The sequence below is a fragment of the Pseudomonas chlororaphis subsp. chlororaphis genome (assembly GCF_003945765.1).
GTDB lineage: Bacteria > Pseudomonadota > Gammaproteobacteria > Pseudomonadales > Pseudomonadaceae > Aquipseudomonas > Aquipseudomonas chlororaphis.
In genome coordinates this window covers 5,547,300-5,571,597 of the sequence record NZ_CP027712.1, presented here as the reverse complement: position 1 = coordinate 5,571,597, position 24,298 = coordinate 5,547,300, and the positions used below count along the sequence as shown (strand labels likewise).

The window sequence follows — 24,298 nt, the reverse complement described above, 5'->3', positions numbered from 1 at the left end:
ACGCATTGTTCAATGAAGCTCCTGAGCAAAGTCGCAGTGAGCCAGGCGGGATACCTCGATTCATATCCACAACGGGTTCTTCATCGAACTCGAACCCGCTGCCTGAACGCCCTGTGTCGCTATTACTTGAGCGTTACATCGAGCATCGGCGGGATGTAACCGTAGTCGTACTCGGCCACCACGAAGGTCTGTTGCCCTTTGATCCTGATCCCGACCGTCGGTGCTTCGGTACCGCCGATACGAATCTGCGTGCCGCTTTCGTCGGTCGGTACGCTGTCGATAAAGGAGGTCACCAGGCCGTTGGGCATCACACAGTGCGAGTAGGTCTGGAACGGCTGGGAGGACGGGTTGCCCAGCACCAGGCCGGAACCGTTCAACGGCACGTAGGGACCGAACAGCGAATCGGCGACAAAACCGTACACCCCGTCCGGCCCGGTCACGCCGTCGGCATAGGTGAAGGTGTGGCTGATGGTGAACAGGTAGTACTTGCCGTCCTGGAACACGAAGTGCGGGCGTTCGGTCTGGTCGTTGACACCGACCGCGGTCAGCAGCGGCGGCAGCATTTCCCAGTCGTCGCCGTCTTCGTCACGGGCCACGGCAATACCCACGCAGGCGGTCTGGAAACGGGAGTTGCCGACGTCTTCATAACCTGGCGGCACGTCGCCGATTTCTGCTTCGCCCACTGTGTGCGAGCCGCGCTCGCCGGCCACGTTGCCTTCGAACAGCATGTACAGCTTGCCGTCGTTGGGGTCGCGGAACGGCCATGGATCGCGGAAGCCCCAGAAGGGGTTCTGCGCTTCGGTCTGGTACATCTTGCCGTCGGCCTCGAACAGCGGCTTGACCTTCTCGAAACCGACCATGCTGACGCCATGCTCGGTGGTCACCACCCGGCCGCGCACCTTGACGATGGTCGCGCCCGGCGTGACGGCGGTGTAGTACAGGTCCACTTCACCCTGTTCGTTCAACAGGATCGGCGTGCCGGCCCATTCGCGAACCGTGGGCGAAATCCCTTCGGCCATCACCCGGCCACCCAGTTCCCAGTCCTTGCCGGTACGGGAAAACCAGTAGTACATCTTTGCCCGACCATGGCGGTCGTTCCAGTCGCGGGTGATGTCGTAGTTGCCATTTTCGTCGATGTACTGCGGGTCGTTCGGATGACGATCCGCGGTCAGGGTGAAGATCACCGACCAGCCGTCGACGGAGGTTATGTTTCCGTCCAGGTCGCGCAGCGGCATGGTGTCCCAGATAAACACCTCGTTGCTCAATACCGGGAAATCCGCGCTGACCAGTGGCTGGGTCGTGGTGGGATCGTCCGCATGGACTTTCAGCGCATCGGCGCGAGTCCAGAGGCTGGGTTGATGGGGTGTTTTGCCGAATTTTTCAGTGTTGCTTTTCATAGGTAATACCTCGTCCGTGAATGGATTCACATAAATGCTCATCAAAAAATACTGTATGTGCATACAGCAATTTCACCTTAAGCGAGGCGATTTTTCGGGTCAAGGGTAAATTTGCATTTATGCATAATTGCCGTTTTTGCTGGAGCTGATACGTTTCAGCTTGTTGTGTTTCCAGAAGTTTGTTTTTCGGCCTGATCAGCGACGATGCCAGCAAAATGCGCGCTTGGAACCGCTGGTCGGTCCGAGGGGCAGGGAAGGGGAAAGGAGGGAGACGGAACCAGGTAAAGGGTGGGCGCCGAACCTGGGCGGATCGGTCAACGCCGCCGAGCGCTGCGAACATTGTCGCTGTCATGGCGCGGACGTAGCCTGAGCCCTCGTCGCCTGAATCACGGTCAGCAGAGGGGGGATAGCTCTCATGAAGGGTGCAATCGACGCATGGGCACAACCGGCCAACGGCCGGGCGCGGCTGTTGCTGCCGGAGGTGGCGCGGCTGTTCGAGAAGTCAGGTTCCGCGCATTGGCTGGACCAGCCGCTGAGCATCGAGCAGACCGTCGAGCTGATGGACCAGGCCGGGGTCGAGAAGCTGATGCTGGCGGCCTGGTGCCGGCCGGAGCGCTGGGTGTTCAGCAACGATGAAATCGCCGCCTATACCCGGGCTTATCCCGAGCGTTTTGTTGGTGTGGCCACGGTGGACCTGAGCCGGCCGATGACGGCGCTGGCCGAGCTGCAGCGGGCGGTGGACGAGCTGGGCTGCAAGGCCCTGCGCATCGTGCCCTGGCTGTGGAAACTGCCGCCCAACCACCGCCTGTACTACCCGCTGTACGCCAAGTGCGTGGAGCTGGGCATTCCCTTCTGCACCCAGGTCGGCCACACCGGCCCGCTGATGCCTTCGGAAACCGGGCGGCCGGTGCCTTATCTGGATGAGGTGGCGCTGGATTTCCCGGAACTGCGAATCATCGCCGGGCACATCGGCCATCCCTGGACCGACGAGATGATCGGCCTGGCCTGGAAGCACGACAATATCTACATCGACACCTCGGCCTACCTGCCGGCCTATTACCCGCCGCAGCTGCTGCATTTCATGCGCAGCTACGGGCAGGACAAGGTGCTGTTCGGCAGCAATTTCCCGCAGTTGCCGTTCGCCAAATGCATGCAGCAGGTCCAGGCCCTGGAGTTGCCGGAGCCGGTACGGGACAAGTTCCTGCAGGGCAATGCGCGGCGGGTATTCGGTTTGTAACGCAGCGCCTCAGGCGTGGTCCTGGTAGCGGCGCCGGCTGAAAAACAGCGAGCTGCCCATGGTCACCAGCGCCACGGCGGCCAGCCCGGTATCGATATCGCCCAATATGGGGGGCAAGAACAGTATCCACAGCAGCCCGGCCAGACCCATGGCCAAGCCTGTCCATTTCCTCAGCGGGTAAGGCTTCATCCAGTAGTACAGCGGCATCAGCAGCAGGTATAGCAGTAGAAAGGGGATGTACTGCTTCATGAGTCTTGCTCGCCGCGGCCGAAGATTCCTGGGCTGGCGGCCGTGGGCCGCTCTCTGTATCTGGGGCATGTCATGTTGCGCTTCCTTGTCGATGGCATGAGGCGCGCCAGTGTCCATGGCGAGCGGCTTTTGTGCAAACGCGCGGTGTCATGCCAACCGCGCCAGGCAGCCCTCGAGAATATCCAGCCCTTCTTCCAGCACCTGCGGTTCAATGGTCAGCGGCGCCAGCAGGCGGATGATGTGCCGCGACTTGCCGCTGGGCATCAACAGCAGGCCGGCATCCCGCGCCGCGCTGAGCAGCGCGCTCAGTTGTTCCGGGGCCGGCGAGCCGTCGGCCTTGACCAGCTCGATGCCGCGCATGGCGCCGACCCCGGTCAGGCGCCCTAGATAAGGTGTCAGGCGCTCGGCCCGCCAGCGCTGGTAGCGCCTGACGATGGCCTGCTCCTGGCGTTCGCCCCAGGTTTGCAGATTGTGGTCGCTCATCTCGTCCAGGGTCGCCAGGGCTGCCGCGCAGGCGATGGGGTTGCCGGAATAGGTGCCGCCCAGGCCGCCCTTGGGCAGGTTGTCCAGCAGCGCCTTGCGCCCGAGCACCGCGCCCAGCGGCACACCGCCGCCGATGCTTTTGCCCAGCAGGACCAGGTCCGGTTCGATCCCCAGCCGGGTGAAGGCGAAGCGCTGGCCGGTGCGGCCGAAGCCGGACTGGATTTCATCGGCGATCAGCAGGATGCCTTGTTCATCGCAGAAGCGTCGCAAGGTGCGGGCGAACTCGACGTCCAGGGCCAGGAAGCCGGCCTCGCCCTGCACCGGCTCGACAATGAAGCAGGCCACTTCGGCAACGTCGATCTCCACGCTGAACAGCCGGTCCATGGCCTTCAGCGCTTCCTCGCAGGTCACGCCGTTGTCCGCGCTCGGGTAGGGCAGGTGATACACCGGGCCGGGCAGCACGCCAATCTTCTGCTTGTAGGGCGCGACCTTGCCATTGAGGTTGAGGGTGGCCAGGGTACGGCCATGGAAGCCGCCGTCGAAGGCGACCACCGCCGTACGCCCGGTGGCGCCCCGCACGATCTTCAAGGCGTTCTCCGCCGCTTCCGCGCCACTGTTGGTGAGCATGCCGCTGACCGGGTAACTCAAGGGCACGAAGCGCGCCAGCCGCGCCATGAACTCCACATAGGGCCCGTGGGGCGCCGCGTTGAACGCGTAGTGGGTCAGCCGGGTGGCCTGCTGCTGGATCGCCGCCACCACCCGCGGATGACAATGCCCCAGGTTGAGCACGCCGATCCCGCCGACGAAATCGATGTAGCGCTTGCCATTCTCGTCCCACACCTCGGCATTCTTGCCGTGGCTCAGGCGGATGGGGTGAACGATGGAAATCGACTGGCTGATGCTTTCGCTGCTCATGGGCTAAGGGCTCTGTCTGCCTGGAACATGCGGGCTATCTAAGCCAAGAGCAGGGCGGGGCCGCAAACGAAATAAAGTGCGGGGGTCAGTATGAAAATTCCGAATGTTGGATTGGGGCGGGATCAGCCGTTAAGCGGCGCGGCGTTCCTGGCCCTGGCCCGGCGCTGACGCAGCAGGGCGACCAGCAGCACCAGCACCACGACGCCGAGGACAATCGGCAGGCGATAAGGCTTCAAATCACCGAACAGATGCTCCAGCGCATCGCCGGCCCAGTAGCCGCCGCAGACGAACAGCGTGGCCCAGAGCAGCGCGCCGAGCATGTTCAGCAGGGTGAAACGCAGCGGCGACAGACCGCTGGCGCCGATCACCACCGGGCCGACCCAGCGCATGCCATACATGAAACGCACCGCCAGCACCGAGGTCGAGGGGTAACGCCGGATCAGCCCGGTCACCCGCTCGATGGCGGCCTGCTGGCCCTTCAGGCGCGGCAACAAACGCCCGCCGAAATGCCGCCCGCTCCAGAACAGCAACTGGTCGCCGAACATCCCGCTGACCGTCGCCACGGCAATCACCACCCACAGGTCCAGCACTTGCTGATGCGCCGCCATGCCGCCCAGGATCAGCACGGTTTCGCCTTCCAGCAGGCAGCCGAGGACGATCACCCAGTAACCGTAGGTCGCGAGCAGGGCATGCAGGTCGAGGTGTTCGAACATGGGAATGAAAGGGCCTTTGCAGAAGTAGTCCGTAAGCTTTAGACGCGCCGAGATATCTCTTGGCCTGCCCAAGCATAGGGGAAAAGTTTGCCTGATCGTTGACCTGTTGGTGACGCGCGCTAGGTTGGTGGCTCTATTTGAAAACGCCAGGAGATAGCTCGATGGCGCAAGGATCAGTCTTTAGAAACAGCAGCGGTCAGACTATTTACCTGACTGAGGCTATGGCGTTTCCTGGTGATGTTACGCAAGTGGAGATCATCGCTATGGGGCGTACTCGGGTCATCGCTCCGGCTGGAGAAGCTTGGGACAGTTGGTTTGATGAGGCTTCTGTGAGTACGGACTGTATGACGGACAGGGATCAACCTGCTGAACCGAAAGACGTCTGAGCGACTCGGTTTTTGCCAAGTCGCTCTCACTCTTCAGTCTTCCTCCGGCGCCAGCATCCGGGTTTTCGGCGCGCCATTGGCGTTGTGCTGGTAGATCTCCCGGGGCTGGCCGTTGTCGTTGAAGAACACCTGGCCAATGCCCGCCGAGTTCCACAGCCGTTCGCCAGCTTCGCGATGTTCGGGGCTGTAGGGCACCACTCGCATCAGTCGGCGGCGGGTGAACCAGTTCAACGGCGAGCGTGGCGAATACAGCCAGCGGTTGAGGCGGTCGAACCATTCCAGCAGGGTCGGTGGAAACTCGTTCTTGATGCCGCTGCTGGTGATCTGCCAGATCTTCGGGCCGCCCTTGCGGTGGCGGATCAGCACTTCGTAGACAAAGGAATAGTGCACGTCGCCGGAGAGGATCACGTAGTTACCCGGGGTGCGCGAGTGGCGGAAAATATTCAGGATCACCTGGGCCGCGCCGCGGTGGGCCATCCAGTTTTCCGCGTCCACCAGCAGCGGGTGACCGCACCAGCTGAAGACCTTCTGCACCGTCTCGATCAGCTTGACGCCGAACACCGGCGCCGGTGAAACGATGATCGCCGACGGGTGATCCAGCAGTTCATGTTGCAGCTCGCTCAGGGCTTCCCAGTCGAGCAGGCCCGAGGGCTGCGCCAGGTTGAACTCGCTGCGCCAGCGCCGGGTGCGGGTGTCCAGCACCACCAGCGCCGGGGTGGTGGGCAGGGTGTATTGCCATTGCTGGAAGCGCAGTAATTCGTCGATCAGGGTGTCCTGGGTGGCGCTGTCCAGGTAGAGCGCATCGCCCTGGGCCTCGGCGCTCAGGGCGCGGGTGTGTTGCAGCGGCGTGGCAAAGGCATCCGGATTGTTGCCCCAGCCCTGGCACAGCATGTAGGCGATCAGCGCATTGCCGATGATGCGTTTGGAAAACGGGTGGCCGTAGGCGGTTTCTTCCCACTGGGCGCTGAGGTTCCAGTCATCGGTGATGTCGTGGTCATCGAAGATCATCAGGCTCGGCAGGTGGGCGAACACCCGCGCCACGCCGCCCAGGCCCTTGGCGAAAGCCTCGATCCGCAGTTGTTCGCGCTGGTAGCGCTGCTGTTCCTTGGCATCCAGCTGTGGCGGTCGTGGATCGATCAGGCCCCAGGGCAGCGGTGACCAGACCAGCAGGTACATGGCCATGGCCTCGGCGAAGGTCACCAGGTGATTGTCGGCGCTGCTGCTGGTGAAGATCGGCTTCTTCACCCCGCCGAAGAAACGCTCGCGCAGGGTCTCGTTGCTTTTCAGCGCCGGCAGCAATTCGGCGCGTTTGTAATAACTGGCGCGATGCCGGTAAAGCGCGGCGCTGTCGCTCACCACCGCGCCTTCCAGATGCTCGCCGAACAAGCCCAGGCGCTCGATCAGCGCATGAATCGCCCGCAGCATCGGCCCGGCCACGTCGTCGGCGTACACCTGGTCGCCGGTCATCAGCAGCAGGGCAGGGCGTTGTTGCGGATCGGCTGTTTCCGCCAGCAGGCGATCGACGCAAAGCAAACCTTCGTCCGCCGCATGATGGGGCTTGCGGCAGGAGCCGTGGACCAACTGCTGGATGCGGCTGTGCAGGACGAAATCCGGCTGCTGTTTTTGCCCATACAGCAAATGCGGCGCCCACTCGGCGATACCCGAACTGGAGCCGTCGGCGTTGGCGATCAGCAGGTCGTAGTCGATGGGCACATCGCAAGGCAGGGGATTGTCCAGCGGCAGATCGATCAGGTGGATAAAAGCGTGTTGGCCTACCGGGATCACCTGGCACTGCTCGGCGCTGAGCGGGTAGTCGCGGATTTGCGCCTCGCTGCCGGCCTGCAAACGCAATGTCAGCTCCAGCGCCCGCGAGCCCACCAGCCACAGCACCAGCCGCGTGGGTTCCAGGCGGCGCAGCAGGGGCCGGCGAGGACGCAGGGCAAGTTGTTGCTAGCAGCGGTCGAGGGGGACGTTCGAGACACGCGAATTCAAAGCTCATACGGCAGACGGAAGCGCCGATAGTACCGCAGCTGATGTCGAAGATTTGTCAGCCAGTGCTCAGGTTGCTTGGGAGAGTCACGCAGGGAGGGGGTAAGAACTGCGCGGTGCTCGTAGAGGGCTACGGGGTCTCGGGTTTATTGATTTCTCGAAGCAGATCGGCAACAGGTAATTGCAGGGTGTTGGAGTAGTAGGCCTTGTAGCCGTAGGCGGTGATGAGTGTTTTGCACGGAATCGTCTGTTTGTTGGCTAACAGAGCGTTCAATTCTTCGACAGAGAGGTCGCGACGGGATTGTCCTTTGTCGAGGGTTTCACTCAAAAAAGCTTCAGTGAAAAAGATTGAAGTTGGTTGATTCGCTTGAGCCGCATCAGCCTGAATCCTGCCATAGGCAGAACGCGCAATTTCATGCTCAACAGAAAAGTCATAGTCACCGTCTAATGCACAAATAAATTGAGCTGAGGCAATACCTTCTCCCATACCTCTTCCGTAGAGATCCAGAAGGTTGATGTTTGATTCGTAGCGGATGATGTACAGCGAAAGATCCGCTTTGCGTTCGACAGAAATGAAACTCAAGTCTGCTGGCGGTTTCTCATGATCTTTTGCGCAGGAGGAACAGGCGATAGCCAGTAGAAGCAGCCATAGTCTTTTCATGTTTTTGCCAGCTTGTTGGTAATGGATTCAAAGATGATATCGCAGGCGGATTGTGAGCCCACAATTGGCCGCATGAACATACCAAATGCATTTGCATGATTAATATCCATGTTTAGATTCAAATCAGGCCCGCTATTCATTATCCATCTTTCACCAAAGTCCGCGACTTTGTCTGAATCGTCAGGTTTGGATGGTGTGGCTCTGATGTTGATCCACTTCTCCGCAACCGGTGTAGGCGCAGATCCGGCAATGTCAGAGCCAAGCCACACCAGCGTACCTTCTCCGACGGGGTCGAGAGTCACCAGTGTTGTTATGGTGTACCCCCAGTCAGCCATGGTTTTAGTCAAATGCCCGCTGTTCCAGCCTCCCAAGCTATGGCCAATAATGTAAATAGGGCACGATTTATAAGGGATAATATTCAAGACATTTTTCTGAATATCTTTCTTTCCTCTAATCTGGTTGTACCCAAGCCATGCGGATCTGTATTTTCCTTGTTTTTGTAAGGTATTGGCTCGCTTATCTAAGGGCTCTTGTGCGTATTTTATATTTTCATAAGGGCCAGAAAAATAATAACTTTCCTTGTCCCCTGCACCCCCGACAAAAAACACAATGGCCTTGGTGCTCTCGATAGGAATGACTTTGTCACTCTTGTCTTTTTTATCCGTAAGCGTGTGCTCGGCTTTCAACTTGACGGGTTTACCGTTCGCCGAGGTAATGGTGTTGGCTTCCATGCGTCACTCTTCCAAAAACAACTTGATGCTTTCTGCAATATGCGAGCTGATTTCATGGGTGAAGCCAGCGGCGTCCGAAACCCCATGCTCAAGGCGCCCATCGGCCCGTTGGATCACGTAAGCATGATTGGGCATCGGTTCGCCCGTTACATCGTTCACCAGCTTCAAACGGTCAGTGAAGTTCACCGGCATGGGCAGGAGCCCGGAGAAGGGGGCGTTGACCACCGTGTCGCCAATGATGACGGTGCCGGAGCCCCCGACGATGATGTTGCCGTGCCCGCCGGTGCTGTCCAGCGTGGCGGCATTCAAGCCATTGATGAAAACAGTGCTGGAAACCGCCCCGGTTATCGGGCTGCCACAAGCTGATTGGTCACTCTTTCGAGCGGCGGCCAGGCCGTCGAAAACGACATTGGGCGAACCCGTGACGATAGGGTTGGCGCCGTGGCCGGGAAGCGGGCAGGCGGTTGGGTCGCTGACGCGGGCAGCGGGTTTGCCACTCATGATCGGTCCTTGAAGTGTTGCGAGTCATCCCTTTGGGGCGCGCATGATGCAGTAGCCGAGCAGGTTCTTCAAACCTGAACTTCCACAGATGACTCGGTTTCTGTTGATGCACAGGCATACGCACTTTTCTACCGAGGTGCAAAAAGCCCTCCGCCGGAAACCGAGGGAGGGCTGCACGCAAGACATGGTGAAACTACCTGTTTTTAATCATCGCCGGTTGGGGTCTCAAGGACCCAGTGGGGTTCACCCTCGGGAGTCGGAGGCATCTTGTTGCCGATACCGATTGACCGGGTTTTGCTTGGGCTACCTGCGGGGTACCAGGTGCCGCCTTGTGGACATTTGTCGCCGATGTTGGCGGTTGCGCCTGCTTCTAGTGTCATGTTCATTTCTCTTTGAATGTCACCGGGATTAGTGACCTTCGAACCATGACACCGGGACTTTTAAAAACAAACCAAGTCAGAGTTATCGTTCTTTTTATAGGAATTATCTGTTTGTAACGGCCGATGATGCTTCACTCAATGTTCAGACGCGGCTCTCCAATCAGACTTTTCATCCGTCGTTTCCAAGGTGGGTGCTTGCCTCGGTTTTAAGCCGAAGCTCTTTGCGACTCTCTACTCTGCACCAACACCTGCGGCTCCCCCTGCTTGATCACCCAGCGGATCAGCTCGGTCACGCTGATGCGGTGTTGGCGTTCGACCCATTCCAGGCCTTCGGGGCTGTAGTGTTCACTGTAGCGGCTGAGGGTCAGGTGTTGCTGGTCGTCTGACAGGCGCAGGCTGACTTCGCGGCATTGCAGGGAGGCGTCGCCGTGTTTGGCTACGCGTTGCAGCAGGACCAGGGCGTCGGTTTCAGAAGTCATCGTGAGTCGCTCCTTCACAGCGGTTTTTCGCGGGGCTGGTAGCGCCTTGCTTGCCTTCCTGCACGAAGGCGGCGCGGTGTTCGGCGTTCACGTCGCGCAGGGCGCTGTAGTAGTCGGGCATGGTTTTCAGGCTGTCGGTCAGCGGCAGCAGGGCGGCGCGACCGTCCACTACGCCGCCGACCATGGCGACGGTGCCCAGGGTCTGTACGGTGTCGCTGTTGTCGCCGAAGGGGGAGACCACGAAGTTGAGGATCTTGCCCACGGAGTCGCGGCTGTTGTCGGTGCCCAACAGCGGCAGTTCGACGATGGGACCGTTGCCGATGCCCCACACGCCAAAGGTCTGGCCGAAGTCGGCGGTGTGGCGTGGGATGCCGAGCGGGTCCGAGACGTTGAATAGACCGAGCACGCCAACCGTGGTGTTGACCGCAAAGCGCCCCAGGCTGTTGACCGAGCGCTGCGGGTTGCCCTGCAGCAGGTCGTTGATGAAGACCTTGGGCTCGCCGAAGTTGCTCGCGAAGTTGTGCACACCTTGTTGCATGAAGTCGGGCAGGTGGCGGTAACCGCGGGCGACCGGTGCCAGTGCGTAGTCGTCGATGGCTTTGTTGAAGGCGAACACGCCACGGTTGACCGGCTCGGCGGGGTCATAGATCGGATAGTCGACCTTCGCGCAGTCGGTTTGGGTGGTGGGGCCCGGGCTGGTACAGCCCGCCAGGTAGGACAGGAACATCAGCAGGGCGGTATGACGAGGCAGGCGGGCGGAACACAGGAATGAGCGCATGGGCGGCGGACCTTGGGAACAGGGAGGCCGATGCTGGCATGGGCGTTTTGCTTAAAGATGTCTGCTTTATTGCGGGGTTGTCGGTTTGTTACCGCGTTGAAATATATGACGGGCCGCGTCCAATGGTTTTGAATGACAGCTCATTCCGAGCTTGAGTGATACACACTGGTGAGCAGTCTGTTGATCGTGGACGACGACCTTGAGGTCCTCGCGCTGCTGAAGAAATTTTTTGTGCAACACGGCTACTCGGTGGAAGTCGCCACCGAGGGCGCTTCGCTGTGGGCGGCGCTGGAGCGGCAGGTGCCGGACCTGATCATTCTCGATCTGATGCTGCCGGGGGAAAACGGCCTGACCCTTTGCCAGCGCCTGCGCCAGCTGCACGCCGTGCCGGTGATCATGCTGACCGCCATGGGCGAATTGAGCGACCGCGTGGTGGGCTTGGAAATGGGCGCCGACGATTACCTGAGCAAACCCTTCGATGCCCGCGAGTTGCTGGCCCGGGTGCGCGCGGTGCTGCGCCGGGCCGGGGAGAGTCGGCCGGTGACCGGGGAGGTGCCGCGCCCGTTGATCCGGTTCGCCGACTGGCAACTGGACCTGACCCGCCGCGAACTGCGCTCGCCGGACCAGGTGATGATCCCGCTGTCGGCGGGGGAGTTCGACCTGCTGCTGGTGTTCGTCGAGCATCCGCAACGCATCCTCACCCGCGAGCAGTTGCTCGACCTGGCGCGCGGGCAGGCCCATGACGCCTTCGACCGCAGCATCGATGTGCAGGTCAGTCGCCTGCGGCGCAAGCTGGAGTTCGACACCAAGCGCCCGGCGATGATTCGCACGGTGCGCAATGGCGGCTATCTGTTCACCCCCAGCGTGACCCGCCAATGAGGGCAAGACACAGACCGGGTGGCCCGCGCGACACCATCGCCCGCTGGATCGCCCTGACCACCCTGATGGCGATGCTCACCGCGCTGGCCTTCAATGCGCTGTTCGTGCAGTTGGCCGGGGTCTGGGCCAAGCCGCCGTTGAGCGAATCCGGCCTGGTGGAGCGGATCGCGTCTATTACCAACATGATCGAGGCCGCCGAACCGACGCAGCGCTCGCGCCTGGCCGAAGTGGCCAGCAATTCGGTCTTGAGCGTGACCTGGCACAACAGGCGACAAGACATCTCGGTGCCGGTGACCGACGACCCGGAATACCGCACGGATTCGGAGGGGCTTCGGCAGTTGCTCAAATCGCCGAACGGGCATATCGAGGCTTATCAGCCCAGCGATTGGCCCGGGCCGAACGGCCAGTACGCGTTGCTGATCCAATTGGCCGACGATTCCTGGCTGATGTTTTCTTCGGCGTCGCGCAGTTGGGGGCTGGACGAGGGGCCGCGTAACCTGATCGTGATCGGGCTGGTGTTGTTGTCCACCGTCCTGGTCGCCCTGATCGCCACCCGCCGCCTGGCCAAGCCCTTGCAGCAGTTCGCCCTGGGCGCGCGGCGCTTTGGCGTGGACTTTCGCGCGCCGCCCATCGAGCCGGTCGGGCCCCACGAGATTCGCCAGGCGATCCTCGCGTTCAACGCCATGCAGGCCCAGTTGCAGCACTTCATCAAGGACCGCACGCAGATGCTCGCGGCGATCTCCCATGACCTGCGTACCCCCCTGACGCGCATGCGCCTGCGCGGCGAGTTCATCGAGGACCCCGAGCAGCAGCGCCGGCTGTTCCATGACGTCGACGAGATGCAGGCGATGATCAACTCGGCCCTGGATTTCTTCCGTGACGACGCGCGGCTGGAGGAGGCGACGTCCTTCGATCTGGCGGAACTGCTGCAAACCCTGGTCGACGATTACCGCGACCAGTCCATCGACATCGCGTTCAGCGGCCCGCCGCGCCTGGTGTATTTCGGCCGCCCGCTGGGGCTCAAGCGGGTCATGAGCAACCTGCTGGAAAACGCCATCAAATATGGCAGCGAACCGGCGATTGAAGTGGTGGCGGATGCCGAGCAGGTGAAGGTCTGTGTGCTGGATCGCGGGCCGGGGATTCCCGTCGAGTGGCAGGAACAGGTGTTCGAGCCGTTCTTCCGCATGGAAAGCTCGCGCAACCGCAACACCGGCGGCGTCGGCCTGGGGCTTTCCGCGGCGCGGGCAATCGTGCTGGAGCATGGCGGCGAACTGCGCTTGCGCAACCGTGACGGTGGCGGGCTGCAGGCCTGTGTATTGTTGCCGGTGCAGGGTATCTAGCTGGCTGGCCCCGCTTCAGGATCTTTCAGCGATCCTGGAGCGGGGCCCGCTTCAAGGCTGGCTGCTTAGGCGAGCGTCGCCTGCGGATTGCGCACCGGCTCCGCGGCCGCTTCGTTGTACACCCGCTCGTCTTCCTCCATCACCCGCGACGCCCGGCCGACCAGCACCGGGTCAGGTTGATGGGCCACGCGCAGGTTCTTGCCCGGATAGTCGAGGGAGTGCAGAAAGTGGCGGATGCAGTTGATCCGCGCGCGCTTCTTGTCGTCCGACTTGATCACTGTCCAGGGCGCATCGGCGGTGTCGGTGTGGAAGAACATCGCCTGTTTGGCGGCGGTGTATTCGTCCCACTTGTCCAGCGACTTGATGTCGATGGGCGAGAGTTTCCAGTGCTTGAGCGGGTCGTCGCGGCGCGAAATGAAGCGGCGCAGCTGCTCGTCGTCCTTTTGTTTTTTGTTCACAGCTGCTCAACATTTGTTTGTATTTTTTTGTCTTGGTTTTAAGTTGTTATTTGCTCTGGTCTTCTTGTTAATAAGGAGTCTAAAGAGATTGCTATAAGCGCAATTGACCCTATCACTATCCATAGCCCATATCTGAAGTCTGCCGCCGGCAGAATCAGAAACCTTGAAGCAGCCATAATAATTGACATAAAAATAATAGATTGGGGAATTGTTGACTTCTTGGCTGCTACGCAAAAAACAAAAAGCGCAATAGATCCAGCAATGTAGTACCAGTATCTAAACATAGGGCCGTGAGCGTTTTTATCGTAAAACCAATATAGCTTTAGGTTTAACGAACTACGCTCGGCGCTTTGTGTAAGACTGCTTTTTGACATCTCTGAGTTTGGTTTTGGATAGTGCACTTGCTCTGTTCCAATACCGAAAAAACTTTTAGCCACACAGATTCGATGTTTTACATATGCAATCGGGTTGCTTGTAATTGTTTCTATCCATAGTTTTAGATACTTTTCTGACTCTTTGTTTGTGCTTGTTCCTTCCGAATATGCAGGAAGATTAACTAAAAATCTTTTATTTTCACCAAAGACCAAAGGGTCTGATGTCGCGCATCTATATCCTGGAACCGTTACCCCTTGCTCCGAGTTACTTTCCACTCCAGCAATATCCCAGATCGCCACAGAAAGCCATGGGTTGAATTTTTCAACAACTTTAATTCCTGCAATTTTTCCGCATATGAATAGAGCGACAAGTGACGAGATTATTAGGTGTGCAGTTCTTTTGTTTTTTAATTTGCTTGTTAGCGTTGATCGCTTGTTGTCTGAGAATAGTATTGCCCCAAGCAAAAGCGGCAAAGCAACTACTGCATAGTCTATTCTTATTAGGCTGCTGATTACAAAGAATGCAATGCAAAATAATAGTGGTGCTGTTTTTTTGCTGTCGATCGCTTGAATTGAAAACGCAGCACATACCAGCGTCGTAGAAATAACCCAGCAGTCCTTCCATAGTGCCGCCATGTTAGTAAAGATTGGCGGATATAGTAAGAGAGTTGCAAATGTAATGACCGCGATCACTGTGCTTTTTATTCTTGTTGAGAAGAATAGTACAGCCCCAATGTAAAGAGATATCTGTATTATCCATATTCCCCCGGCACTTTCAAAAATAGAAAATAGCCATCCCCACAAGATTGTTATAAAAGGTGGGTGCCAGTTAGATAGCGGTTGAAGCCCGGCACCTTGGGCCAGCATGTATAGGCTGTCAGATGTTAAATACCCTGGGTAAAACACGGATGTGTAATAAGCAATTACAAATGGCGTTATTCCAATCAAGTAAAATATTCTTGTATCTCTTGTTTTTTTGCAAAATCCAATTAAGTTGGATTTGTTTAACAAGTTATTCGGCTTGATCAAAATCATCTCCATGTATTTTGCTTTCTGCATTCTTGAATAAGAATATTTTTGATGTTGCTAGATTTATGAACATTCCCGCTATACTTCCTGCGGCAACGCCAATGACAGGATTTGATGCTATGAACTCTTGGGTTGATACCAATAGTGCATAAGTCAGGTAGTTAACCGATCCTCCTATCAGCATAAGGAAAAGATAAATCGAGAATTCCCTTTTCTTTGAATGCCCTGACTTCTCAGCTCCAAAGGTTATTGTCCTGTTAAAAGCCCATGTTGCAAATGTCGCACAAAAAAATGATATGACTCTTGCTGCATATAGTCCCAGCGAGCCTTTCAAAATATATAGAACGCCAGCATCAACTAGAAAGCCAAGTGCCCCAGCTACAGCGAACCAAAAAAGGTGAAAGGCTAGCTTCATTATGGTCGCTCGTTTGTTGATGGTCGTGGTATCGCCAAATAGGCGAGTCGTTTAATCTCTTGTCTTCCTAGTGTTACGTTGTCCAATATTATTCCGCAAGAAAATGATAGTAGGGAACAAACCATTATTGATGCTGAAAGCACTGCTGTTGGGACCCTTGGTACCATTCCTGTCTCTATGTACTCAACAATTAAAGGAATAGAAACAGCTACTGATAATGAGGCGAAAATCGCTGCACAAATAGCGAAGAACATGAAAGGTCTTTCGACAATGTACAGGCGAGCAATTGTTTTTAGGATGCGCCACCCGTCTTTATATGTAGACAGTTTGCTTACTGATCCTTCTGGGCGTGCACCATATGGCGTCATCACTTCACCAAAAGGCATTCTCAGCTCTAGTGCGTGGACCGTTAACTCGGTCTCGATTTCGAACCCTCGAGAAAGCGCTGGGAATGACTTTGCATATCTGCGTGTGAAAGCACGATAGCCAGATAGCATATCTGTAAAGCCGCCACCGAAAATTTGCACAACGCTTTGCGTTAGCATTCGGTTTCCCCATTGGTGACCGCGGCGATAAGCCTCTCCTGAAAGGACTTCAGGTGTTTCCCTGCAGCCAACCACCATGTCTAGGTGTTCATCGATCAACTTATCTACAAGGCGAGTAACTGAGGCTGCATCGTAAGTTGCATCCCCATCAACCATGACAAAAATGTCTGCATCCACATCAGCAAACATTCTTCGAACCACGTTCCCTTTTCCGCGCAATGGAGCGGAAACAACCTGTGCTTTTTCTTCTAAAGCAACTGCAACAGTGTTGTCTGTCGAGTTGTTGTCGAAAACATAAATTTCAATGCAAGGCATCGCCTTTCGAAAGTCTCGTATCACCTTGGCAATGGCAACTTCTTCGTTGTAGCACGGTGTAATTAGAGCAATCTTAAGTCCGCGGTAAGACATAAATAATCCATTGTCAAATTTGGCCATCAAGTCATCTTGATGGTAAAAATTCAAATAGAGACAGCATGGGGATCACATGCGGCCTTCTGGTTGTCAAACGTCTCAACAGTTTTTCATGCTTCAACCCATCATGAGTTCACCAATTTGTCGAAATCCGTTTGCCTTTCGTTTGTCATCCCTTCTCCCAGGGCGTCGAGATAATCGGCGTACCACTGCATCATCACTCTGCGCTGCCGCAGATACTTTGCCTTGTTGTACACGCCGCTCATTCCGCCCTCCTTATGGGCTAGCTGCATTTCGATGTGGTCCTTTATCCAATCATGCTCTCGCAGCAGCGTGCTTGCCGTATGGCGAGTGCCATGACCTACCAGTCTTCCTTTATAGCCTACCGTGGCGAAGACCTTGTTTATTGTGTTCTCGCTGATCACTGCAGTTTTCTGGCCAACCCCGGGGAACAGGTACCGGCTACGGCCGGTAAACTCCTTCAGTTCGTAAAGCGCGTCCACGGCCTGTCTGGGCAGTGGTATCAGAATGTCCCGGTCCATCTTCATCTTCTTCGCTGAGACTTCCCAAAGGCTTTCCTCGAGGTTGAACTCTGACCACTCCGCCCAGCGGACCATGCCCGGGCGCGACGCTGTCCAGATCGTCAGCCATGCTGCTGTTCGTGCGGCCAACCTGCTGGTGGTCTTCTTCATTGCCCGCATAAAGTCGGGCAGCTCTTCCTCGAGCAGGTGTGGGTATTGCTGTGTAGGCGGTGCTTCGGCAGCAATGGACAGTAGCTCAGATGCTGGGTTGTACTCGATGAGCCCCTTGGCAATGGCCTGGCTGAAGATCTCTTTCAACCATCCGCGAACCTTCTTTGCAACGTTGAAGGCTTTGCGGGCTTCAATGCTCGCCAGCAAGTCGGCGCAACTCCGGCGCCCGATATCATGCACCTGCATGTCGCCCAGCGCTGGGAGGAGGTCCTTGTCCAGGTAAGTGCGGATTTTGTCCAGGGTCGAATCTGAGCGGCCGTCCTTTTCTTTCTTCTCCAACCAGACCGTGGCCACCGCGCGAAACGTGGTTGACTCCGCTTCTTCGATCGCTTTCTTTGCGGCCTGCTTCTGGTTCGCCGGATCTGTTCCATGATTGAGAAGAGCCTGGACCTCATCGGCTTTATCTCTAGCGCGTCGGGCAGACGTCTCTGGGTAGCCGCCAAGACCAAGCCATGACCACTTGCCGGTTGATGGCTTCTTGTAGCGGAATTCCCAGCGCTTGCGCCCATTTGCGGCGACTACGAAGTAGATGCGATCGATCCCATAGAACTCTCGGTACTCCTTGGGCTCAGGTTCTAGCGATGAAAGAACGGTGTCCGCCAGGGGGCGCCGCTTGATGTCGGAACGCTTCAATTCGTGTATGGGCCAGTTCGTGATTTTGGCGAACATACATCACGCCATACACGTCAACAAGGAACAAGATGAATTAAGTTGTTTTAAGAAGGCACAAAAAAGCCGGCGCAGTGGCCGGCTTTTTTGTGTTTCTGGTTCATGTTGGATCAACGTGAAACCTGTAGATGGTGCCCCGAGGGAGACTCGAACTCCCACTTCTCTCGAAAACGGATTTTGAATCCGCCGCGTCTACCAATTCCGCCATCAGGGCTCAATGGCGGCGAAGTATAGAGACGTGCCTACCGTTGGTCAATCAGGTTTCATGGTCAATTTTGGCTATTTCCGCTAAACTTTCCGGCCCTGCTAGACGAACCCCATCATGCGTGTTGCTGACTTTACCTTCGAGCTCCCTGATTCGCTGATCGCCCGCCACCCCCTGGCCGAGCGTCGCGCGAGCCGCCTGTTGACCCTGGATGGGCTCACCGGCGCCCTGGCCCACCGTCAATTCACTGATTTGCTTGAGCATTTGCGCCCGGGCGACTTGATGGTGTTCAACAATACCCGGGTGATTCCGGCGCGCCTGTTTGGCCAGAAGGCCTCCGGCGGCAAGCTGGAAATCCTCGTGGAACGGGTGCTCGACAGTCACCGTGTGCTGGCCCACGTGCGCTCCAGCAAGTCGCCGAAACCGGGTTCGAAGATCCTCATCGACGGCGGTGGCGAGGCCGAGATGCTGGCCCGCCACGACACCCTGTTCGAGCTGGGGTTCGCCGAGGAAGTGCTGCCGCTGCTGGAGCGCGTCGGCCATATGCCGTTGCCTCCTTATATAGACCGTCCGGACGAAGACTCGGACCGCGAGCGTTATCAGACCGTGTACTCCGAGCGCCTGGGCGCGGTGGCCGCGCCGACCGCGGGGCTGCACTTCGACCAGCCGCTGCTGGAGGCGATTGCTGCCAAGGGCGTCGAGACTGCGTTCGTGACCCTGCATGTCGGCGCCGGGACCTTCCAGCCGGTGCGGGTGGAGCGCATCGAAGATCACCATATGCACAACGAATGGCTGGAAGTCAGCCAGGACGTGGTGGATGCGGTAGCCGCCTGCCGCGCGCGCGGCGGTCGGGTGGTGGCGGTGGGGACCACCAGCGTGCGTTCCCTGGAAAGCGCGGCGCGCGATGGCGTGCTCAAGCCGTTCAGCGGTGACACCGACATCTTTATCTACCCGGGCCGGCCGTTCCATGTGGTTGATGCCCTGGTCACCAACTTCCATTTGCCCGAATCCACGCTGTTGATGCTGGTTTCGGCGTTCGCCGGTTATCCCGAAGCCATGGCCGCCTACAAGGCTGCCGTCGAGCATGGATACCGCTTTTTTAGCTACGGTGATGCGATGTTCATCACCCGCAATCCCGCGCCACGCGGCCCTGAGGATCAAGCATGAGTCGCACCTGTCGTATGTCTTTCGAGCTGCTCGCCACCGATGGCAAGGCTCGTCGCGGTCGTCTGACCTTCCCCCGCGGCACCGTGGAAACCCCGGCCTTCATGCCCGTGGGCACCTACGGCACGGTCAAGGGCATGCTGCCGCGGGACATCGTCGCCACTGGCGCCGAGATCATCCTGGGCAACACCTTCCACCTGTGGCTGCGCCCGGGCACCGAAGTGATCAAGAAGCACGGCGACCTGCATGATTTCATGCAGTGGAAAGGCCCGATCCTCACCGACTCCGGCGGTTTCCAGGTGTTCAGCCTGGGCGCCATGCGCAAGATCAAGGAGGAGGGCGTGACCTTCGCCTCGCCGGTCGACGGCGCCAAGGTTTTCATGGGCCCGGAAGAGTCGATGCAGGTCCAGCGCGACCTGGGCTCGGACATCGTGATGATCTTCGACGAATGCACCCCGTACCCGGCCGACGAAGACGTCGCACGGGTGTCCATGGAGCTGTCGCTGCGCTGGGCCCAGCGCTCGAAGAACGCCCATGGCGACAATACGGCGGCGCTGTTCGGCATCGTCCAGGGCGGAATGCACCAGGACCTGCGCATGCGTTCCCTGGAAGGCCTGGACAAGATCGGCTTCGACGGCCTGGCCATTGGCGGCCTGTCGGTGGGCGAGCCCAAGCACGAGATGATCAAGGTGCTGGACTACCTGCCGGGCCAGATGCCAGCAGACAAACCTCGTTACCTTATGGGTGTTGGCAAGCCGGAAGATCTGGTTGAGGGTGTGCGCCGCGGTGTGGACATGTTCGATTGCGTGATGCCAACCCGTAATGCCCGCAATGGGCACCTGTTCATTGACACTGGCGTGCTGAAGATCCGCAACGCGTTCCATCGCCATGATGATTCGCCGCTGGATCCGACCTGCGATTGCTACACCTGCCAGAACTTCTCCCGTGCTTATCTGCATCATCTGGACAAGTGCGGCGAAATGCTGGGGAGCATGCTCAATACCATCCATAATTTGCGTCATTACCAACGGCTTATGGCTGGTTTGCGCGAGGCTATTCAACAGGGTACATTGGCCGCCTTTGTCGATTCCTTCTATGCCAAACGCGGGTTGCCCGTGCCGCCTTTAGAATAAGTTCTAAAGACGTTTAGACCCACTTTTGCAATTATCCGGAGTGTTACATGAGCTTTTTTATCTCGACTGCAATGGCTGATGCTGCTGCACCTGCTGCTGGCCCCGCCGGCACTGGCTTTGAGTGGATTTTCCTGGTCGGTTTCCTGGTCATCTTCTACCTGATGATCTGGCGTCCACAGGCCAAGCGCGCCAAAGAGCAAAAGAACCTGCTGGGCAGCCTGCAAAAAGGTGACGAAGTTGTGACTACTGGCGGTATCGCCGGCAAGATCACCAAAGTGACCGATGACTTCGTAGTGCTGGAAGTTTCCGACACTATCGAGATGAAGTTTCAGAAAGGCGCGATCGCTGCCACGCTGCCAAAAGGCACGCTGAAGGCGATCTAAGTTTCAACTTTTACCAATCGACGGGGCGCGCAAGGCGCCCCGCTTCATAAACGGGCGGCGTGATGCTGAACAAATACCCTCTGTGGAAATACGTACTGATCCTGGCGGTGCTGGCGATCGGTTTTATTTATTCCGCTCCCAATCTATACCCTGATGATCCGGCCATTCAGGTCAGCGGCGCGAGCACCGCGTTGCAGGTCACTCAGGCGGATCTGGATCGTGCGAGCAAAGCGCTCACCGACGCCGGGATCAACGTCAAGGCAGCGACCATCGCGGCCAAGGGCAAGGGCGGGCTGTTGCGTCTGTCCAAGCAGGAAGACCAGCTTCCAGCCAAGGACGTCGTGCGCAAGGCCCTGGGTGACGACTACGTCGTTGCATTGAACCTGGCACAAACCACCCCGCAATGGCTGCGCAACCTCGGCGCGCATCCGATGAAGCTGGGCCTGGACTTGTCCGGTGGTGTGCACTTCCTGCTGGAAGTGGACATGGAAAAAGCCCTCGACGCACGCCTGAAAGTCTACGAAGGCGATGTGAAGAGCCTGCTGCGTAAAGAGCGTCTGCGCTATCGCAGCCTGCCGCAGCTGGGCGGTGCCATTCAACTGGGCTTCAGCGACGAAGCGACCCGTGAACAGGCCCGTGCGCTGATCCGCAAGAACTTCAACGATTTCGACATTGTTCCGGCCGACCTCAATGGTCAGGCGGTGCTGCGTCTGGCGATGACCCCGGCCAAGCTGGCGGAAATCCGTGAATACTCCATCAAGCAGAACTTGACCACGGTGCGTAACCGCGTCAACGAGCTGGGTGTTGCCGAGCCTCTGGTTCAGCGCCAGGGCGCCAACCGTATCGTGGTTGAGCTGCCGGGCGTGCAGGACACCGCTGAAGCCAAGCGTATCCTGGGCAAGACGGCCAACCTTGAGTTCCGTCTGGCCGCTGAGCCGGGCGCTTCGAAAGCCACTTCCGAGTCTTTCGAGTTCCGTGAAGGCAATCGTCCTCCTGCGCTGATCGAGCGTGGCCTGATCATCACCGGTGACCAGGTGACCGACGCCCAAGCGGGCTTCGACGAGCATGGTCGTCCACAGGTGAACATCAAGCTCGATGGCCACGGCGGCGAGCTGATGAGCCGTTCGACCCGCAGCAACGTCGGTCGCAGCATGGCGGTGATCTTCATCGAGCAGAAGCCGACCACCACTTACACCAAGCAAGTGGTCGACGGTGTCGAGAAAGACGTCGCGGTGCAGAGCTTCAAGGAAGAGAAGAAGATCATCAGCCTGGCGACCATTCAGTCGCCGCTGGGTAGCCAGTTCCGCATCACCGGCCTGAACGGCCAGGGCGAGTCCTCCGAGCTGGCGCTGCTGCTGCGTGCCGGTGGCCTGGCCGCGCCGATGTACTTCGCCGAAGAGCGCACCATCGGCCCGAGCCTGGGTGCCGACAACATCACCAAGGGTATCGATGCGTCGCTGTGGGGCATGCTGTTCGTGTCGCTGTTCATCATCGCCATCTACCGTTTCTTCGGCATCATCGCCACCGTGGCGCTGGCGCTGAACATGGTGTTGCTGCTGGCCCTGATGTCCTTGCTGGGGGCTACGCTGACCCTGCCGGGTATCGCCGGTATCGTGTTGACCATGGGTATGGCGGTGGACGCCAACGTACTGATCTTCTCGCGGATACGTGAAGAGATCGCCGCCGGCATGACCGTGCAGCGGGCAATCAACGAAGGCTTCGGCCGGGCATTCACCGCGATTCTCGACTCCAACCTGACCACGTTGCTGGTCGGCGGGATTCTCTTTGCCATGGGCACTGGCCCGGTCAAGGGCTTTGCGGTGACCATGTCCCTCGGGATCTTTACCTCGATGTTCACGGCCATCTGGCTGACCCGCGCGATGGTCAACCTGATCTTCGGCGGTCGTGACTTCAAGAAGTTGTGGATTTAAGGGGCTGCCATGTTACGTACTATCAACTTCATGGGCGTGCGGAACGTTGCGTTCGGCGTCACTTTGCTCCTGACCGTTCTGGCGTTGTTCAGCTGGTTCCACAAGGGGTTGAACTACGGCCTGGACTTTACCGGTGGTACGCTCATCGAGCTGACCTACGAGCGTCCGGCGGATGTGATGAAGGTTCGTGCTCAACTGAGCGAGTCCGGCTATCACGAAGCGATCGTGCAAAGCTTCGGTGCGACCACCGATCTGCTGGTGCGGATGCCGGGTGAAGACCCGCAACTGGGCCACCAGGTGGCGGAGGCGCTGCAGAAGATCGGCGGCGACAACCCGGCGCAGGTCAAGCGCGTCGAGTTCGTCGGCCCGCAAGTGGGTGAAGAGCTGCGCGACCAGGGCGGCCTTGGCATGCTGATGGCGCTGGGCGGCATCCTGATCTACCTGGCCTTCCGCTTTCAGTGGAAGTTCGCGGTCGGTGCCATCGTCTCCCTGATCCACGACGTGGTGGTGACCGTGGGTATCCTGTCGTTCTTCCAGATCACCTTCGACCTGACGGTGCTGGCAGCGGTACTGGCGATCATCGGCTACTCGCTCAACGACACCATCGTGGTGTTCGACCGGGTGCGTGAGAACTTCCGTGTGCTGCGCAAGGCCAGCCTGATCGAGAACATCAACATCTCGACCACTCAGACCCTGTTGCGCACCATGGCGACCTCGATCTCCACCCTGCTGGCGATCGCGGCACTGCTGTTCTTCGGTGGCGACAACCTGTGGGGCTTCTCCATCGCCTTGTTCGTTGGTGTCCTGGCGGGTACCTACTCGTCGATCTACATCGCCAACGTGGTGCTGATCTGGTTGAACCTGAGCAGCGAGGACTTGATTCCTCCGGCCAATACCGAGAAGGAAGTCGACGACCGTCCATAACGGTTTTCCATTCCCGGCAGGCAGTCGAAAAGGCGCGAGTATTGAACTCGCGCCTTTTTTTATGCTCCAAGGCTGGGAGAAGCGCGGGCTTGTCCCGCTTGTGATGGTCAGGAGGTTCACGTGAACAAGTCGATGCTAGTTGGTGCGGTATTAGGTGCCGTCGCTGTGACTGCTGGGGGGGCTGTTGCCACCTACAAGCTGGTCAATAGTGGCCCTGAGTATGCGCAGGTGCTGGCAGTTCAGCCGGTCAAACAACAGATCAAAACACCGCGTGAAGTGTGCAAGGACGTCACCGTGACCCGTCAGGCTCCGGTGAAGGATCAACATCAGATCGCCGGTACGGTGGTCGGTGCGCTGGCCGGTGGCCTTCTGGGCAACCAGATCGGCGGCGGCACAGGCAAGAAGATCGCCACGGTCGCCGGTGCGGTCGGCGGTGGTTACGCCGGTAACAAGGTGCAGGAAGGCATGCAGGAGCGTGATACCTACACCACTACTCAGACTCGCTGCAACACGGTCAATGACATCAGCGAAAAGGTCGTGGGTTATGACGTGAAGTACGAGTTGAACGGCAAGCAGGGTCAGGTGCGTATGGATCGTGATCCAGGTAGCCAGATTCCGGTCAACAAGGAAGGTCAGTTGATCCTGGGCCAGAACCAGCCGGTGCAATAAGCCTTTCGGCGTCAATCAAAAAAAGCACCCTGCGGGGTGCTTTTTTATTGCCTGTGGCTTGGGTTTGCTTCTGTAGGAGCGAGGCTTGCCCGCGATAGCTTCAGCCCCGAGTGAGGCT

General features: G+C 58.3%; 24 protein-coding genes, 1 tRNA gene and 2 pseudogenes. 10 read left to right on the top strand and 17 right to left on the bottom strand.

The window, feature by feature from the left end; translation table 11 throughout:
* Nucleotides 1-122: 122 nt before the first annotated feature.
* Together C4K27_RS25190 and C4K27_RS25185 are read right to left on the bottom strand one after the other, a co-directional pair.
* Nucleotides 123-1,397 carry a glycoside hydrolase family 68 protein gene (locus C4K27_RS25190; protein WP_053262526.1) on the bottom strand — a complete coding sequence of 425 codons (1,275 nt, stop codon included), beginning with the start codon at nucleotides 1,395-1,397 and terminating at the stop codon, nucleotides 123-125.
* A complete protein-coding gene (locus C4K27_RS25185; protein WP_125738109.1) occupies nucleotides 1,381-1,737 on the bottom strand; it encodes a hypothetical protein in 357 nt (118 codons plus the stop codon). The genes C4K27_RS25190 and C4K27_RS25185 overlap by 17 nt, the downstream gene beginning before the upstream one ends.
* A gap of 75 nt (nucleotides 1,738-1,812) precedes the next feature.
* Here C4K27_RS25185 and C4K27_RS25180 point away from each other — a divergent pair, with 75 nt between their 5' ends.
* Nucleotides 1,813-2,634: an amidohydrolase family protein gene (locus C4K27_RS25180; RefSeq protein WP_053262525.1), complete on the top strand. Its 822-nt coding sequence runs from the start codon at nucleotides 1,813-1,815 to the stop codon at nucleotides 2,632-2,634.
* A 9-nt stretch (nucleotides 2,635-2,643) separates the two neighbouring features.
* On the opposite strand, the gene C4K27_RS25175 is transcribed toward C4K27_RS25180, so the two are convergent.
* The 3 genes from C4K27_RS25175 to C4K27_RS25165 all read right to left on the bottom strand — a co-directional run bounded on the left by C4K27_RS25175 (nucleotide 2,644) and on the right by C4K27_RS25165 (nucleotide 4,994).
* Nucleotides 2,644-2,883, bottom strand: coding sequence for a hypothetical protein (locus tag C4K27_RS25175; RefSeq protein WP_053262524.1), 240 nt, complete (start codon nucleotides 2,881-2,883; stop codon nucleotides 2,644-2,646).
* A gap of 147 nt (nucleotides 2,884-3,030) precedes the next feature.
* On the bottom strand, nucleotides 3,031-4,281 hold the full coding sequence (locus C4K27_RS25170) for a 2-aminoadipate transaminase (RefSeq protein WP_053262523.1): 1,251 nt from the start codon (nucleotides 4,279-4,281) through the stop codon (nucleotides 3,031-3,033).
* Nucleotides 4,282-4,403: 122 nt separating this feature from the next.
* Nucleotides 4,404-4,994, bottom strand: a complete 591-nt coding sequence (locus C4K27_RS25165) for a DedA family protein (protein WP_053262522.1) — start codon at nucleotides 4,992-4,994, stop codon at nucleotides 4,404-4,406.
* Nucleotides 4,995-5,155: 161 nt separating this feature from the next.
* On the opposite strand from C4K27_RS25165, the gene vapB reads away from it, so the two are divergent.
* Nucleotides 5,156-5,380 (top strand): type II toxin-antitoxin system VapB family antitoxin, encoded by a 225-nt coding sequence (gene vapB, locus C4K27_RS25160; protein WP_053262521.1) that lies wholly within the window; start codon nucleotides 5,156-5,158, stop codon nucleotides 5,378-5,380.
* 33 nt (nucleotides 5,381-5,413) lie between these two features.
* Here vapB and C4K27_RS25155 read toward each other — a convergent pair.
* The 6 genes and pseudogenes from C4K27_RS25155 to C4K27_RS25130 all read right to left on the bottom strand — a co-directional run bounded on the left by C4K27_RS25155 (nucleotide 5,414) and on the right by C4K27_RS25130 (nucleotide 10,899).
* Nucleotides 5,414-7,362, bottom strand: a pseudogene (locus tag C4K27_RS25155) (alkaline phosphatase D family protein).
* 137 nt (nucleotides 7,363-7,499) lie between these two features.
* A complete protein-coding gene (locus tag C4K27_RS25150; protein WP_053262519.1) occupies nucleotides 7,500-8,030 on the bottom strand; it encodes a hypothetical protein in 531 nt (176 codons plus the stop codon).
* Entirely contained in the window at nucleotides 8,027-8,761 is a 735-nt protein-coding gene (locus C4K27_RS25145; RefSeq protein WP_007929476.1) for an alpha/beta hydrolase, read from the bottom strand. The genes C4K27_RS25150 and C4K27_RS25145 overlap by 4 nt, the downstream gene beginning before the upstream one ends.
* Nucleotides 8,762-8,764: 3 nt before the next feature.
* Entirely contained in the window at nucleotides 8,765-9,262 is a 498-nt protein-coding gene (locus C4K27_RS25140) for a PAAR domain-containing protein (protein ID WP_053262518.1), read from the bottom strand.
* Nucleotides 9,263-9,848: 586 nt separating this feature from the next.
* Complete coding sequence (locus tag C4K27_RS25135; protein ID WP_053262517.1) at nucleotides 9,849-10,121, bottom strand: hypothetical protein; 273 nt, start codon at nucleotides 10,119-10,121, stop codon at nucleotides 9,849-9,851.
* The gene (locus tag C4K27_RS25130; RefSeq protein ID WP_053262516.1) at nucleotides 10,111-10,899 is read right to left on the bottom strand and encodes an MlaA family lipoprotein; all 789 of its coding nucleotides are present in this window, start codon (nucleotides 10,897-10,899) and stop codon (nucleotides 10,111-10,113) included. The genes C4K27_RS25135 and C4K27_RS25130 overlap by 11 nt, the downstream gene beginning before the upstream one ends.
* Nucleotides 10,900-11,067: 168 nt before the next feature.
* Here C4K27_RS25130 and C4K27_RS25125 point away from each other — a divergent pair, with 168 nt between their 5' ends.
* Nucleotides 11,068-11,778 (top strand): response regulator, encoded by a 711-nt coding sequence (locus C4K27_RS25125; RefSeq protein WP_053262515.1) that lies wholly within the window; start codon nucleotides 11,068-11,070, stop codon nucleotides 11,776-11,778.
* Nucleotides 11,775-13,118 (top strand): sensor histidine kinase, encoded by a 1,344-nt coding sequence (locus C4K27_RS25120; protein WP_053262514.1) that lies wholly within the window; start codon nucleotides 11,775-11,777, stop codon nucleotides 13,116-13,118. The genes C4K27_RS25125 and C4K27_RS25120 overlap by 4 nt, the downstream gene beginning before the upstream one ends.
* Nucleotides 13,119-13,183: 65 nt before the next feature.
* On the opposite strand, the pseudogene C4K27_RS25115 reads toward C4K27_RS25120, so the two are convergent.
* The 6 genes and pseudogenes from C4K27_RS25115 to C4K27_RS25090 all read right to left on the bottom strand — a co-directional run.
* Nucleotides 13,184-13,555, bottom strand: a pseudogene (locus C4K27_RS25115) (polyphosphate kinase 2); the annotation flags it as partial.
* Nucleotides 13,556-13,614: 59 nt separating this feature from the next.
* Complete coding sequence (locus C4K27_RS25110) at nucleotides 13,615-14,979, bottom strand: hypothetical protein (protein ID WP_125738105.1); 1,365 nt, start codon at nucleotides 14,977-14,979, stop codon at nucleotides 13,615-13,617.
* The gene (locus C4K27_RS25105) at nucleotides 14,963-15,394 is read right to left on the bottom strand and encodes a GtrA family protein (protein ID WP_081002339.1); all 432 of its coding nucleotides are present in this window, start codon (nucleotides 15,392-15,394) and stop codon (nucleotides 14,963-14,965) included. Before C4K27_RS25105 ends, C4K27_RS25110 begins: the two co-directional genes overlap by 17 nt.
* Nucleotides 15,394-16,374, bottom strand: coding sequence for a glycosyltransferase (locus C4K27_RS25100; protein ID WP_238437397.1), 981 nt, complete (start codon nucleotides 16,372-16,374; stop codon nucleotides 15,394-15,396). The genes C4K27_RS25105 and C4K27_RS25100 overlap by 1 nt, the downstream gene beginning before the upstream one ends.
* Nucleotides 16,375-16,475: 101 nt before the next feature.
* The gene (locus C4K27_RS25095; protein ID WP_053262676.1) at nucleotides 16,476-17,735 is read right to left on the bottom strand and encodes a tyrosine-type recombinase/integrase; all 1,260 of its coding nucleotides are present in this window, start codon (nucleotides 17,733-17,735) and stop codon (nucleotides 16,476-16,478) included.
* Between the two features lie 165 nt (nucleotides 17,736-17,900).
* Nucleotides 17,901-17,985: transfer RNA gene (locus C4K27_RS25090), tRNA-Leu, on the bottom strand.
* A 108-nt stretch (nucleotides 17,986-18,093) separates the two neighbouring features.
* Between C4K27_RS25090 and queA the strand changes: the two genes are divergently transcribed.
* The 6 genes from queA (at nucleotide 18,094) to C4K27_RS25060 (ending at nucleotide 24,180) form a co-directional block, all read left to right on the top strand.
* Complete coding sequence (gene queA, locus C4K27_RS25085) at nucleotides 18,094-19,143, top strand: tRNA preQ1(34) S-adenosylmethionine ribosyltransferase-isomerase QueA (RefSeq protein WP_007929508.1); 1,050 nt, start codon at nucleotides 18,094-18,096, stop codon at nucleotides 19,141-19,143.
* A 14-nt stretch (nucleotides 19,144-19,157) separates the two neighbouring features.
* Nucleotides 19,158-20,273, top strand: coding sequence for a tRNA guanosine(34) transglycosylase Tgt (tgt, locus tag C4K27_RS25080; protein WP_162096445.1), 1,116 nt, complete (start codon nucleotides 19,158-19,160; stop codon nucleotides 20,271-20,273).
* 47 nt (nucleotides 20,274-20,320) lie between these two features.
* Nucleotides 20,321-20,656 (top strand): preprotein translocase subunit YajC, encoded by a 336-nt coding sequence (gene yajC, locus C4K27_RS25075; RefSeq protein ID WP_007929510.1) that lies wholly within the window; start codon nucleotides 20,321-20,323, stop codon nucleotides 20,654-20,656.
* A gap of 62 nt (nucleotides 20,657-20,718) precedes the next feature.
* Nucleotides 20,719-22,587: a protein translocase subunit SecD gene (secD, locus tag C4K27_RS25070; protein ID WP_053262513.1), complete on the top strand. Its 1,869-nt coding sequence runs from the start codon at nucleotides 20,719-20,721 to the stop codon at nucleotides 22,585-22,587.
* A gap of 9 nt (nucleotides 22,588-22,596) precedes the next feature.
* Nucleotides 22,597-23,511, top strand: coding sequence for a protein translocase subunit SecF (gene secF / locus C4K27_RS25065; RefSeq protein WP_053262512.1), 915 nt, complete (start codon nucleotides 22,597-22,599; stop codon nucleotides 23,509-23,511).
* Between the two features lie 120 nt (nucleotides 23,512-23,631).
* On the top strand, nucleotides 23,632-24,180 hold the full coding sequence (locus C4K27_RS25060; RefSeq protein ID WP_007929513.1) for a glycine zipper 2TM domain-containing protein: 549 nt from the start codon (nucleotides 23,632-23,634) through the stop codon (nucleotides 24,178-24,180).
* The last annotated feature ends 118 nt before the right edge of the window (nucleotides 24,181-24,298 follow it).